This window comes from Vibrio sp. V08_P9A1T1 (assembly GCF_963874405.1).
GTDB lineage: Bacteria > Pseudomonadota > Gammaproteobacteria > Enterobacterales > Vibrionaceae > Vibrio > Vibrio anguillarum.
In genome coordinates, this window is record NZ_CAWNIB010000007.1 from 1 (window position 1) to 12,338 (window position 12,338).

The 12,338-nt window shown below is 43.7% G+C and carries 9 protein-coding genes and 1 tRNA gene; 5 read left to right on the top strand and 5 right to left on the bottom strand.

From position 1 onward, the window contains the following. Nucleotides 1-321 precede the first annotated feature (321 nt). Nucleotides 322-960: a YchE family NAAT transporter gene (locus tag AACT21_RS00360; RefSeq protein WP_010318853.1), complete on the top strand. Its 639-nt coding sequence runs from the start codon at nucleotides 322-324 to the stop codon at nucleotides 958-960. A 123-nt stretch (nucleotides 961-1,083) separates the two neighbouring features. Here the strand turns inward: AACT21_RS00360 and asd are convergent, their stop codons facing one another. Next, complete coding sequence (gene asd / locus AACT21_RS00365) at nucleotides 1,084-2,214, bottom strand: aspartate-semialdehyde dehydrogenase (RefSeq protein WP_026028273.1); 1,131 nt, start codon at nucleotides 2,212-2,214, stop codon at nucleotides 1,084-1,086. 422 nt (nucleotides 2,215-2,636) lie between these two features. Between asd and nhaC the strand changes: the two genes are divergently transcribed. After that, nucleotides 2,637-4,073: a Na+/H+ antiporter NhaC gene (nhaC, locus tag AACT21_RS00370; protein ID WP_094164181.1), complete on the top strand. Its 1,437-nt coding sequence runs from the start codon at nucleotides 2,637-2,639 to the stop codon at nucleotides 4,071-4,073. Between the two features lie 110 nt (nucleotides 4,074-4,183). On the opposite strand, the gene AACT21_RS00375 is transcribed toward nhaC, so the two are convergent. Beyond that, on the bottom strand, nucleotides 4,184-5,380 hold the full coding sequence (locus AACT21_RS00375) for an Hpt domain-containing protein (protein ID WP_094164182.1): 1,197 nt from the start codon (nucleotides 5,378-5,380) through the stop codon (nucleotides 4,184-4,186). A gap of 173 nt (nucleotides 5,381-5,553) precedes the next feature. Next, a complete protein-coding gene (gene yejK, locus AACT21_RS00380) occupies nucleotides 5,554-6,555 on the bottom strand; it encodes a nucleoid-associated protein YejK (RefSeq protein ID WP_017042553.1) in 1,002 nt (333 codons plus the stop codon). Between the two features lie 84 nt (nucleotides 6,556-6,639). Between yejK and AACT21_RS00385 the strand changes: the two genes are divergently transcribed. The 3 genes from AACT21_RS00385 to AACT21_RS00395 all read left to right on the top strand — a co-directional run bounded on the left by AACT21_RS00385 (nucleotide 6,640) and on the right by AACT21_RS00395 (nucleotide 8,833). Further along, the gene (locus AACT21_RS00385; RefSeq protein WP_013856392.1) at nucleotides 6,640-6,864 is read left to right on the top strand and encodes a YejL family protein; all 225 of its coding nucleotides are present in this window, start codon (nucleotides 6,640-6,642) and stop codon (nucleotides 6,862-6,864) included. Between the two features lie 24 nt (nucleotides 6,865-6,888). After that, a complete protein-coding gene (locus AACT21_RS00390; RefSeq protein ID WP_017049110.1) occupies nucleotides 6,889-8,694 on the top strand; it encodes a DUF3413 domain-containing protein in 1,806 nt (601 codons plus the stop codon). Between the two features lie 62 nt (nucleotides 8,695-8,756). Further along, a tRNA-Pro gene (locus AACT21_RS00395) sits at nucleotides 8,757-8,833 on the top strand. Nucleotides 8,834-8,911: 78 nt separating this feature from the next. On the opposite strand, the gene AACT21_RS00400 is transcribed toward AACT21_RS00395, so the two are convergent. Together AACT21_RS00400 and AACT21_RS00405 are read right to left on the bottom strand one after the other, a co-directional pair. Next, nucleotides 8,912-11,221 carry an FdhF/YdeP family oxidoreductase gene (locus tag AACT21_RS00400; protein ID WP_094164183.1) on the bottom strand — a complete coding sequence of 770 codons (2,310 nt, stop codon included), beginning with the start codon at nucleotides 11,219-11,221 and terminating at the stop codon, nucleotides 8,912-8,914. A 10-nt stretch (nucleotides 11,222-11,231) separates the two neighbouring features. Beyond that, nucleotides 11,232-12,122: a formate dehydrogenase accessory sulfurtransferase FdhD gene (locus tag AACT21_RS00405; RefSeq protein ID WP_094164184.1), complete on the bottom strand. Its 891-nt coding sequence runs from the start codon at nucleotides 12,120-12,122 to the stop codon at nucleotides 11,232-11,234. Nucleotides 12,123-12,338 lie beyond the last annotated feature (216 nt).

Sequence of the window (12,338 nt, forward strand, 5' to 3'; positions counted from 1 at the left end):
GTAAAAAAGTTTCATTTTTGAGCGATAGATGAATGAACACACCTCATTTTACGTGCTACTGAGAGTATATCGACTCTCACTTTTACCACCAGCTAGGAGCACTAATTTTATTAAAAATGTGCAGATGTTAACAGTTGAGCAAAAAACAACACCACTCACATACATTAGAAAAACAATTGTAAAACGTTTTCTTCATTGAATTAGTTTTTCTCAGCAATAAAACCCCAATCGCTTTAGTTTTTTTCATTCGTGCTATCCTTTGCTTTCGCTTACATTAGCCACGTAATATTTCATCGAAATGATCCATTAGAGATAAATGCCATGCAAACCTTTGAGTTAGCCATTTTCCTGCAGTTTTTCTTAGGCCTTGTAGCCGCTGTGAACCCCGTGGGGATTATGCCAATATTTGTCTCTCTCACTGGGCATATGACGCAAGAAGAGAAACACAAAACGGCGGCTACAGCGAATATTGCTGTGGCAATAATTTTGATTACCGCACTGCTTGCTGGGCAGATGTTACTGGATATGTTTAGTATCTCTTTAGATTCGTTTCGAGTAGCTGGTGGCCTATTGCTGCTGAGCATCGCGTTTTCGATGATGAGCGGTAAATTGGGTGAAGATAAACAAAACAAACAAGAGAAATCTGAATACATTAGCCGTGAACAAATTGGGGTTGTGCCACTCGCTATGCCTTTAATGGCAGGACCGGGTGCCATCAGTTCAACCATAGTGTATGGCTCTCGCTACCCAAGCATGTTCGATACCGTGGGCATTATAATCACTGTGGTGTTATTTAGTTTAAGCTCTTGGCTGCTGTTTCGCTCAGCGCCCTATATTGTCCGCTTCTTAGGTCAAACGGGTATCAACGTGATTACGCGGATCATGGGTTTGATACTAGGCGCACTCGGTATTGAGTTTATTGCCAATGGGCTCAGAAATTTATTTCCTGGCCTTGCATAACCGCGTTAACATCGTCACAGTTGCTACAGACAAAAAGCATAAAAACATAAAAAAAGGGGCGCTTTGCATAAAGCGCCCCTTTTTTTTATTTTTACTCAAGTGGTTTTAAACCGAGATCCATCTTTACTGTTTTTCAGCCAGAATGATCCGCAAAGTACGGCGAAGCGGCTCAGCAGCTCCCCACAATAATTGGTCACCCACCGTAAACGCATTTAAGAAATCATCACCCATAGACATTTTACGCAAACGTCCTACGGGAACTGACAAAGTACCAGTGACTTTGGCAGGGCTCAATTCACGTGCGGTAATATCGCGCTCGTTTGGAATAACTTTCACCCAATCATTATGCGTAGCGATCATCTCTTCGATTTCATCAAGCGGAACATTTTTCTTCAGCTTGATGGTTAATGCTTGTGAGTGGCAGCGCATTGCGCCAATACGAACACAGGTTCCATCAATCGGAATCGGTGACGATTGAAGTCCCAGAATTTTATTAGCTTCAACGCCCGCTTTCCACTCTTCTTTGCTTTGACCATTGTCGCGTTTGACGTCAATCCAAGGGATTAATGAACCCGCTAGTGGTGCACCAAACTGCTCGGTAGGAAAAGAAGGTGATCGCATGGTTTCAGCCACTTTTCTGTCAATATCAAGAATTGAGCTCGATGGATTAGCCAATTCAGAGCTTACTGCATCGTTAATTACTCCCATTTGCGAGATCAACTCGCGCATATTTTGAGCGCCAGCACCCGAAGCTGCTTGGTAGGTCATTGCGCTCATCCACTCGACCAAACCTTTCTCATAAAGGCCGCCTAATGCCATAAGCATTAAACTGACTGTGCAGTTACCGCCCACAAAGGTATTGGTTCCTGAATGGATGCCGTGCTGAATTTGTGTCAAGTTGACCGGATCTAAAGTGATGATTGATTGTTTATCCATCCGTAAGGTAGATGCAGCATCAATCCAGTAACCTTTCCAACCCGCTTGACGCAGAGCTGGGTACACTTTTTCAGTGTAGCTACCACCTTGACAGGTGATGATGGCATCTAATTGTTTGAGGCTATCAATATCGTAAGCATCTTGCAGTAACCCTGTATGATGATTGCCTTTCTTAGAAGGCACCGTTGGGGCAGGAATACCAATTTGAGATGTGCTAAAGAAAACCGGTTCGATCAAGTCAAAGTCATTTTCTTCAACCATACGCTGCATCAGTACAGAACCGACCATACCACGCCAACCCACTAAACCTACTCTCATCGCGCTCACTCTCCATGTATCTAAAATGAAAATTTATTGCTCCATCTATAAGTGGTTCAGCATAAAATCTCAAGACTTTCTTAGTAAAAGTGGTAACTTTTTCTTTCTGCGTAGCCAGTTTTGTAAAAAACACATTTAAGCCTAAAAATCACTCAACCGCACTATGATTCAGCATTCAATAATCAACGAAACGCTAAATAATCACGTTCTTGTTACACAAAAAACCCACACTACAAAACATTTATACCCATTAAATTTAACTATTATCAACATTTAACATCGAAGATTAACCACTTGAACGACATAAATCACATCCGAGGTGTTTGATGTCGATATATTATGCTAACTATTGTAAAGTGCGATCGAACTCAATAAGGGCACCGTTCTGTCCTTAGATCATAAATCTGACAAGAGGCTCTTTTATGACGCAAGCCCCTCAACGCCTACCTAGCTTAATTCAAGTAATTATTGCTCTAGGCTTGTTTTTGTTACTCGCGTTTTCGTTTACAGCTCAACTCGATCTCCCTATCCAACTAGCCTTATACATTGGCTGGTTCATCATTATTGTGCTCGGTGTTCGTTTAGGTCACCAATATAAAGAATTAGAAAAAGCAGCACTGAATGGTATTTCTAATGGTTTAGGTGCCGTGTTGATACTTTTAGCTGTTGGCGCATTAGTTGGCACTTGGATCTCCGGCGGGATCGTGCCGACCATCATTTACTACGGTCTTCAAGCAATCCATCCTTCTATTTTCCTTCTTGCAACGATGATCATCTGTTCTCTCACCGCTTTAGCAACTGGAACCTCATGGGGTGCAGCTGGTACCGCGGGGATTGCCATGATGGGGATTGGTCAGGGTCTTGGCGTTCCAGCACCAATCACCGCTGGCGCAGTACTTTCAGGTTGTTACTTTGGTGACAAAATGTCGCCATTATCTGATTCCGTTATTCTGGCGTCTTCGATGTCTAACGTTGAAGTGATGGAGCACATTAAAGGTATGCTGCCGATAGCGCTTATCAGCTACGTGATCACGGGTATCATGTTTACCTTATTTGGTTTCCACTATGCGGGTAACGTAGACATGTCTCAAGTACAAAGCGTGATTGAGGCGATGGAACAGCAGTTTTACATTACCCCATACTCTTTTGTGCCAGTGCTGATTGTACTTGGCTTGCTTGCGATGAGAATGCCTTCGTTTCCTGTAATTAGCTTTGGTTCTTTGCTGGGCATTATTTGGGCTGTGATGATTCAAGACGTAGACTTCTTGCAAGCTTTCAATACCGCATGGGCACCTTACAATATTGAATCCGGCGTTGGCTTCATTGACTCAATCTTAAACCGAGGCGGCATGTCCTCTATGCTTGGTTCTGTTGCCGTGATTGTCTTTGGTCTCGGGTTTGGTGGATTGCTGGATAAAGTGGGTGTGCTTGAAACCATCGCAAAACTGTTTGAGCGCCGCGTGACAAGCGCAGGTTCACTGGCAACCAGTACTATTGGTACTGCATTTATGGGCAACGTTTTTGGCTCAGCCATGTATGTTTCACTCATCCTGACCCCTAAAATCTGTGCCAAGAACTATGACCGTTTAGGCTATCAGCGTAAGAACCTATCACGTAACGCTGAATTTGGTGGCACGCTCACCTCCGGTATGGTGCCATGGAGCGATAATGGCATCTACATGGCGAGCATTCTAGGCGTTGCAACGCTCTCATATGCCCCCTTTATGTGGCTAAGCTTTGTCTGTATTTTGGTGACCATTTTTACCTCTTACATGGGTTGGTTTGTTGATAAATGTGAACCTACTGCACCAGCAGACAGTGCTGAACAAACACCGGTTCTCAACCAACAGTCAGCCTAGCAGAGTATTGCAAAAGTCATTGAACTAAAAAACCATTAAAAAAGAGCTCAACTGAGCTCTTTTTTACTACAAGCAGAATCACCATTTAAAGCTGACACGATAGAACTGGCTTATCGTTTTCTTTGATCAAGGTAGTGTTGCGCACTGGCTATAGCGGCCGCTAATTGCGTTGTTAATAACCCCAATTGCTTCTCCGTAGGTCGTTGCTTCTGGCTGAGTCGCAACTCTATTTCTGACGCTATCTGCTTGAGTGAACGGCAACCAAGATTGCCCGCGACGCCTTTCAGGCTGTGTGCTCGGCGTTGAGCAGCCTCCAAATCAGAATGCACCAATCTTTTCAATTCAGTGGCATCATGCTGATGATCTTGTATAAATACGCTCAACAGTAGAGTGACAGACTCAACATCGCCATTGAGAGTTATGAGCATGGATTCAATATCGATGGCCAAATCATCAGAAAGATCCGATGTTTCCACCTGTGGTTCTTCTGTAGACAAAACACGACTGGGATTCATCTCAGATGACGCATCCTCTTTCGCAGCACTGGGAACTTTATTAACATGAGAACGAGTTAAAACTGATGACCGAAACATCAACCAACCCAGCAATAGCATAACACCACCACTTAACCCCGTGACAAGATAAGCATAGATGTTTAAAAGACGATGGTATTGGTTTTCAACATGGATAAGCTGATTGTAAATAGAGTGATTGATTAAATTGTCGACCAAACGTGCACCTTGGGCGTATTGATTCAGTAAATCAGACGCTTGTGCTAATGTCTGCTCTAACTCTTTTTTCTGAATAGCTGGTAAAGATTGCCCATCCACATAGAGTTTATCTAATGCTCGATAGATCCCCGGATTTTGCTCAGTGTCACTGAACATCGCTTCAAATACATAAGCGCCTAACACCACATACATTTGCTTGAGTTGTTCTGAATTAGTGGGATTGTCGCGCAGCACTTGTAGGCGTTCAACCAAGGGTTGAATGTTAAGCTCAATCGACAAATACGATTTGGTCAGTGTGATATAGCGATCAGTCACATGGAGCAATTGCTGAATATCTGGTCGCCATGAAAAATCTCGGTGCTCAACTTCCAGCTGTAGCCTAAGTGAATAGAGTAGCTGCACATTCAGCGCGATATCATTCGCTCGCGTCGAACGATAAGGCTCTTTAAAATAGAGTGAACTTTTAAGTTCTTCAACACTGTAATGTAACTCTTTCACCGCATGCATGGCTTGGTAGCTTAAATGGCTTTGCCAAAACACAAGACCAACGGAGATTAACCAACCAAACAGAATCACTCCATACGATCTCACGCTGAATCGTTTTGATTTCTTTTGCCCAAACACTGTGATTACCAATTTGTACTTGTAATTAATACAAGCATAAACCTAAAGTTTGGACCGTGCTGAGTTGTACATCGGGAGAAAAGACAAAAAAGAGAGCCATATCAAGCTCTCTTAGTGGTAAACGATTAACGCTGGCGCGTTAACTGTTCTCTTAAATTCGGTGGCGTGCCTTTGATGGTTAACGTGTCGCTTTCAGGATCATAAAAAATACGCTCTCCCAATAACAAGCTATCAAAGCTCACATTCAAACCGCCCCCTGCACCGACAAACTTGGTCAGTTTACGCACGGTAGAACGATCACCAGGAAAGCTCTCTTCCAGTTCATAGCCATGTGCCTGCGTATATTCGAAAAAACCCGTGCCGTCTTGGCTAGCAGGTAATTCACCAGACAACTCACGAATATGAACCTCCTCACCGGCTTTAATTTGCTCATTGCAGTAATCGTAAACCTGCTTCTTGTAACCGATCGCTTCATCTTTTTCTAGCTTAGAATCAGTGCAAAAATCCTGTACCGCTTGCATCAGTACTTGATTTTGCACTTTGGTATCTAACCCGACATCGGCTTGCAGAAAATCAAGAAAGAAATCCGACACTTTTCGACCAACGCGACCTTTGATATAGGCAAGGTAGCGGTTTGAGTTTTTGTCCGTTTCAAAACTTGAGAGGTCAAGACGCGCCGCGATATCCATTTTGTTGATATCAAGATAATCTGTCGCGCTAATGTCGAGCCCCTCTGTTACTTTCAAACTTTGGTTGAGAGGTAAAAGCCCAATAAATAGGTAATCGGTAGCTAGTGACTGATATTCGGCCATCACTAAGATCCCTTCATCAGCAAACGGATACTTTGATAATTCATCTTTCAGCCGTTGAGCACTGATTTGTGAAAAATCGTAAAAATCACGCTCACCTTGACGAAGTTCTTGCAACCAAGTTTGAAAATCACTGTCCGACTTAAACGAACCAAAACCTTTGCTCGCTTTCGAATTAAACACGCGATGCAACTCAGCCACTAAATTTTCGGCAGACGTATCATTATCTAAAGATTGAGAGCGGTATTTAACCACCAACTCATCTTGCTCGTTTTTGCTTAATTGGTGCAAAATCACGTTGGAAAGGTGAAGACTCATAGTGAAATTATCATCGTTCTGGTTTCAGTTGTAAGGCATTGTAGGTTATCATAAGCCGCTTTTACTATCATCATTAGAGTCTTTATGCCTATTACATCTAAATACAGCGACGAAAGAATTGAAAATATCCTGACAGAAGTTGCTGCCATCCTCGCTAAACATAGTGCTTCCCCTGAGCTTACTCTCATGATTGCGGGAAACATTGCAACGAATGTCTTAAACCAAAACGTTGCCGCTTCACAGCGTAAGGCGATTGCGGAAAAATTTGCTCAGGCATTGATGTCGTCTTTAGAAACTACTACTCACTAATAGAATGCATAGATAGAAAATTACATGGCAGATAGCGAAAATACATACGGTGAACGCGTATCACGGTTGGTTGGTTGGGGGCATTGGTTTGCTTTCTTCAATATCATTGCAGCAATGCTTATTGGTACTCGATATATCGTACAATCACCATGGCCTGAAACCTTGTTGGGGCAGTTTTATTTAGCTGTGTCTTGGGTCGGCCATTTTGGATTTTTGGTCTTTGCACTCTATCTGCTGGTTTTATTCCCTCTGACATTCATCATTCCGTCGCGCAAACTATTTCGCTTCGTGGCGGTCTGTTTTGCAACGTTAGGACTCACACTCTTATTAATCGATACCCAAGCTTATCAAGCAATCAACCTGCACTTAACACCGATTGTATGGGAACTGCTTTTTAGCGATGAGACCAGCGCTATCACCGCCGACTTACAGCATCTGTTTGTGGTCATGCCGCTCATTTTCCTCTTACAACTTGGGCTTTCGGAGTGGGTTTGGCGTAAGCAGCGAAAACTATCGCATAAACACGTTGGCCGGCCCATCGCGGCGGTATTTTTCATTAGTTTTATTACCAGCCACCTTATTTACGTTTGGTCTGATGCGTATTTAGAAACATCAGTGACCAGCCAAAAATCAAACTTCCCGCTCTCCTATCCAATGACGGCAAAATCGTTCATGGAAAAACACGGTCTATTTGATCGTGATGTGTACTTAAAGCGTTTGAAGGATAATGAAGAGAACCTTAACATTGTTCGTTATCCTCTTGAGCCTCTTCAATTTGGCCGCAGAGCAAATAATCTCAATATTTTGCTAGTGAGTGTCAATAATTTAAGAAGTGATGTGCTGACAGCTGAAATCATGCCCAACACTTACCAATTTGCGACAGAAAATTTGAAGTTTAATAATCATTACAGCTCGAGTAATGACATGTTTGGGATCTTTGGCTTATTTTATGGGTTGCCAAGCAGTTATGCCAACGCCATTCGTTCACAAGGTACCCCTCCGATACTGATAGATGTATTGAAAAAACAGAATTATCAGTTTGGCCTCTTTAGTGGCGATAATTTTGACGACACCTTATACGAAGAGACGATTTTCCGCACTTTAACGGTCTCTAAAGCTCCTTTTGATCAAGAATCGAGCACAGATAACCAAACTATACAACGCTGGCATAAATGGGTATCCGAGCAAACCGAACAACCCTGGTTCAGCTATTTGGAGTTGACGACCGTTGACAACTTTAATGACTTTGACCCTCGGTCAAGTAAAGGTAGTGCCAGCGATCGCCTGCGTGCTGGTTACAATAACTCGGTCAATGCAGCCGACCAAGAAATAGGCCTGCTGCTCACTAAGATTGACGAATTACAATTGCAAGACAATACGCTGATTGTGATCACCTCAAATCATGGCGCGGAGTTTAACGAGACAAAAACCAACAGCTGGGGTGCTAACAGCAATTACAGCCGATACCAGTTACAAGTGCCGATGATCATCCATTGGCCTGGAAAAATGGCAGGAGAATACTCACACCGTTCAAGTCACTTAGATTTTTCAGTCACGCTTTTACAGGATCTGTTAGGTGCTTCATCCAACCCTATTGAATTTAGCAGTGGTAGAAACTTGTTTGATGAAAACAAAAGGAAGTGGATTTTAGCCGGTGATGCCCGTGAATTAGCCTTGATTACCGATACCCAAACGACTCTCATTGATAAATTTGGCAACTTCAAGCTGTTTGATGAAAACTATCAACGTCAGAAAGACTCTAGCCCAGCGTTACCAGTACTGATGCAAGGCTTAACTGAATTGCAGAGATTTTACGCCAAAGATAATTAAATCAGGTCGTTAGCAAGATTATCTCTTGACGCTAAAGGGATAAATGATTAGATTACGCCAATCGGACTGTAGCGCAGCTTGGTAGCGCACCGTCATGGGGTGTCGGGGGTCGGAGGTTCAAATCCTCTCAGTCCGACCATACACCTAAAAAAAGAGAGCTTCGGCTCTCTTTTTTGCTTTAGTATCTGATTTTTTTTTTGCTTTAGTATCTGATTTTTTAGTCTGTTTGAACTAACAGTGGTGCAACTTTGGTTGGGTGAATGACAACGGCAATAGATTTTGATGTCGGGGTATCACTAAAGTCGCCTTTACTGCTCAATGGAATGAGTGCATTTGCCTCAGGGAAATAGGCCGCTACATTCCCTTGAGGAATTACATAGGCGACCACTTTGAAGCCCAAAATTTCACGTTTAATACCATCATCCCACAGTGTCTCAATATCGACTCGTTCACCCGCTTTTAATTGCAGCTGCTCAATATCTTTTTCATTCATGAAGATGACATTACGTTCGCCAAATACACCTCGGTAACGATCATCCAAACCGTAAACCGTGGTGTTGTACTGATCGTGCGAACGCATCGTCTGCAACACAAAAATCGGTTTCTTGGTCATCTGCTGAGTTTTAAGCGGAACGATAGATTCAGGAAGTGCATTACTGCTTATCTGCGCTTTTCCTGTGGGCGTTTTCCAATTAAATTCACGCGCTGAATTACCAAGATAAAAACCGCCAGGCCCTTTGAGCCGCTGATTAAAATTGGCAAATCCTGGGATAATCTTTTCAATCAAATCTCGAATGTTATCGTAATTATCGGCCATGGATTGCCAATCGATTGGATTTTCCTCCCCTAAGGTCGCTTTTGCCATTCCTGCGATAATGGCAGGCTCTGAGCGCATCATCTCTCCTGTAACATCAATTCGCCCAGAAGAAGCATGAACCATGGAGAATGAGTCTTCAACGGTAATTTTCTGTGGCCCCTGAGCCTGAATATCAATATCTGTCCGACCTAAACAAGGCAGGATCAACGCATCCTTGCCCGGGTTGACATGACTCCGATTCAGTTTAGTCGCAATGTTTACGGTCAAATTACAGTTTTTCATTGCTTGTGCGACACGCTCGGTATCGGGCGCAGCAGCAACGAGGTTTCCTCCTAAACCGATAAAGACTCTACTTTCACCCCGTAGCATCGCCTCAATAGCATTAACTACATTATGGCCATGCGCTTTTGGTGGCGTAAAGCCCAGTACTTTTTCAATATTGTCGAGTAGAAATTCAGGCGGTTTTTCATTAATTCCAACCGTGCGGTCACCTTGCACATTTGAGTGGCCACGGACAGGACATACCCCAGAACCATCCTTACCAATTTGGCCAAACAGTAATTGTAGATTGACCAACTCTTGTATGGTTGCCACTGAATGCTTATGCTGAGTCACCCCCATTGCCCAAGTTACGATCACGCGTTTAGCGCCTTGGTAAATATCTGCCACCAGCTCTAGATCTTGTTTCGTGAGCCCAGATTGTTCAATAATACTTGACCACGGCGTAGCCTGCACCATGGCTAAATAAGACTCCATCCCTTCGGTATGCTGGGCAATGAAATCAAGGTCGAATATCGATTCACCGCAGGCCTGTGCTTGCTGATGACGAGCAAGAAGAATTTTCACCAAGCCACGAACCGCCGCCATGTCTCCGCCTAATTTAGGAGTGAAATAATGGCTAGTGGTCGGTGTTGAACCATTGCTTAACATTTCAAAAGGATTTTGCGGGTTAGTAAAACGCTCCAATCCTCGCTCTTTTAAATTATTAAACGCAACAACCCGAGCGCCACGCTTATAGGCTGACGCCAGTGTTTCCAACATACGAGGGTGATTCGTTCCTGGGTTTTGTCCAAATAAAAGAATCGCATCGGATTCTTCAAAATCCTCAATAGTCACAGTTCCCTTACCAATGCCAATCGAGCGAACCAAGGCGACGCTCGTCGCTTCATGGCACATGTTTGAGCAATCAGGAAAATTATTGGTACCAAACCGGCGCGCAAACAACTGGTATAGAAATGCAGCTTCATTACTCGCGCGGCCTGATGTATAAAATTCCGCCTGATTTGGACTAGCGAGTTGATTGAGGTGTTGTGCAACCAGTGCAAACGCCTCATCCCAGCTGATTGGCTCATAGTGATCCGTTTGAGCGTTATAGCGCATTGGTTCCGCTAAACGCCCTTGAGATTCGAGAAAATAGTCACTCTGCTTATTGAGCCAAGTGACCGAATATTGCTTAAAGAAATCCGCCCCAACGCGTCGAGAAGTGGCTTCCCAGTTGACGGCCTTAGCGCCATTTTCGCAAAAACGAAAACGCCCTGGGACATGTTTTTCACCCCAAGCACAGCCCGGACAGTCAAAACCATGGTCTTGGTTGGTTTTTAAAAGATTGGAAATATTTTTGGCAACATTATGACTTTTCAATAGATGATGCGCGGTGCTTTTTAGCGCTCCCCAACCACCAGCCGAACCGGTATATTGTTTAATACTCATATTCTTCTTCTCACTCTTTCACTGACTGCAAACGTGCATGACCATGGTATATATTGAACTGATTTTTTTTGATAAAACCAATCAGTGTCATATCGAACTGACGCGCCATATCGAGCGCTAAACGTGATGGCGCACCAACAGCCACCACCACTGAAATGCCAGCAATGGCCGCTTTTTGCATTAACTCAAAACTCACTCGGCCGCTAAGAATTAATACCCCTTGCGGGTGCCAACGTTGCTCACTCAAAATTCGACCAATCAACTTATCCACTGCGTTATGGCGGCCCACATCTTCCGCAACGGCAATTAACTCGCCATTCACGAAGTAACCCGCACCATGCACCGCCCCCGTTTTTGCAAACAGTGGTTGATGAACAAGAAGCAGATTAGGAAGCGCAATAACAACATCAGAAGAGAGCCATTTCGGGCTATCATCAACACGAATTTCTTGCCTCAAACTCAAGGCTCGGATGGATGTCATACCGCAAATGCCACAGCTCGACTGGCCCATATAACGACGGGCCTGATGCTGAATCACATCAGTGTACGGATGATTGAGCGTGACCAACCAGTGATTCTGGCCATGGCGTGATTCGTCGTCAACCAATTCCATATTGAGTATATGGTCATATGAATCGATCACTTGCTGCGTGTAAAGTAAGCCACCGATGAGATGGGCATCGTCACCGGGCGTTCGCATTGTCATGCTCCACTCTTCGATATGCAGCTTGTTAGTAACCGTATCATTCCATTGCAAACTGATTTGTAAAGGCTCTTCAATCGCAAGAATATCGTATTCATTTTGAAACCCTATTTTGGAATCAAAACGTTGGCGATAAATGCGTTCAGTCCCCTCAGGTTGAGCATCATGAGGGTCATTGGTTGTCGTTTCTTCTAGCATGGTTCTTTTTATTGACTGATTTCAATCATCAGCATAGGTGAGTGCAAGATAAACTCCTGCAAACACTCTGTACTTAATGATTGGAAATGGAAGCAGTGCCTTAAACACAGGAAGCTGCAAATTACTCCTCACCTTGCGCAGGGTCAAGAAAGCCATCTTTTGGCTATGGTTCAGGTTTAGTACCATTTCCCTGCCAGTTTTAGCTTGTTACACGTC

Coding starts and splice junctions, on each gene's coding strand:
- nhaC (WP_094164181.1), top strand. CDS start 2,637: ATGACGCAAGCCCCTCAACGCCTACCTAGCTTAATTCAAGTAATTATT.
- AACT21_RS00390 (WP_017049110.1), top strand. CDS start 6,889: ATGGCAGATAGCGAAAATACATACGGTGAACGCGTATCACGGTTGGTT.
- AACT21_RS00400 (WP_094164183.1), bottom strand. CDS start 11,221: ATGAGTATTAAACAATATACCGGTTCGGCTGGTGGTTGGGGAGCGCTA.
- asd (WP_026028273.1), bottom strand. CDS start 2,214: ATGAGAGTAGGTTTAGTGGGTTGGCGTGGTATGGTCGGTTCTGTACTG.
- AACT21_RS00360 (WP_010318853.1), top strand. CDS start 322: ATGCAAACCTTTGAGTTAGCCATTTTCCTGCAGTTTTTCTTAGGCCTT.
- yejK (WP_017042553.1), bottom strand. CDS start 6,555: ATGAGTCTTCACCTTTCCAACGTGATTTTGCACCAATTAAGCAAAAAC.
- AACT21_RS00405 (WP_094164184.1), bottom strand. CDS start 12,122: ATGCTAGAAGAAACGACAACCAATGACCCTCATGATGCTCAACCTGAG.
- AACT21_RS00385 (WP_013856392.1), top strand. CDS start 6,640: ATGCCTATTACATCTAAATACAGCGACGAAAGAATTGAAAATATCCTG.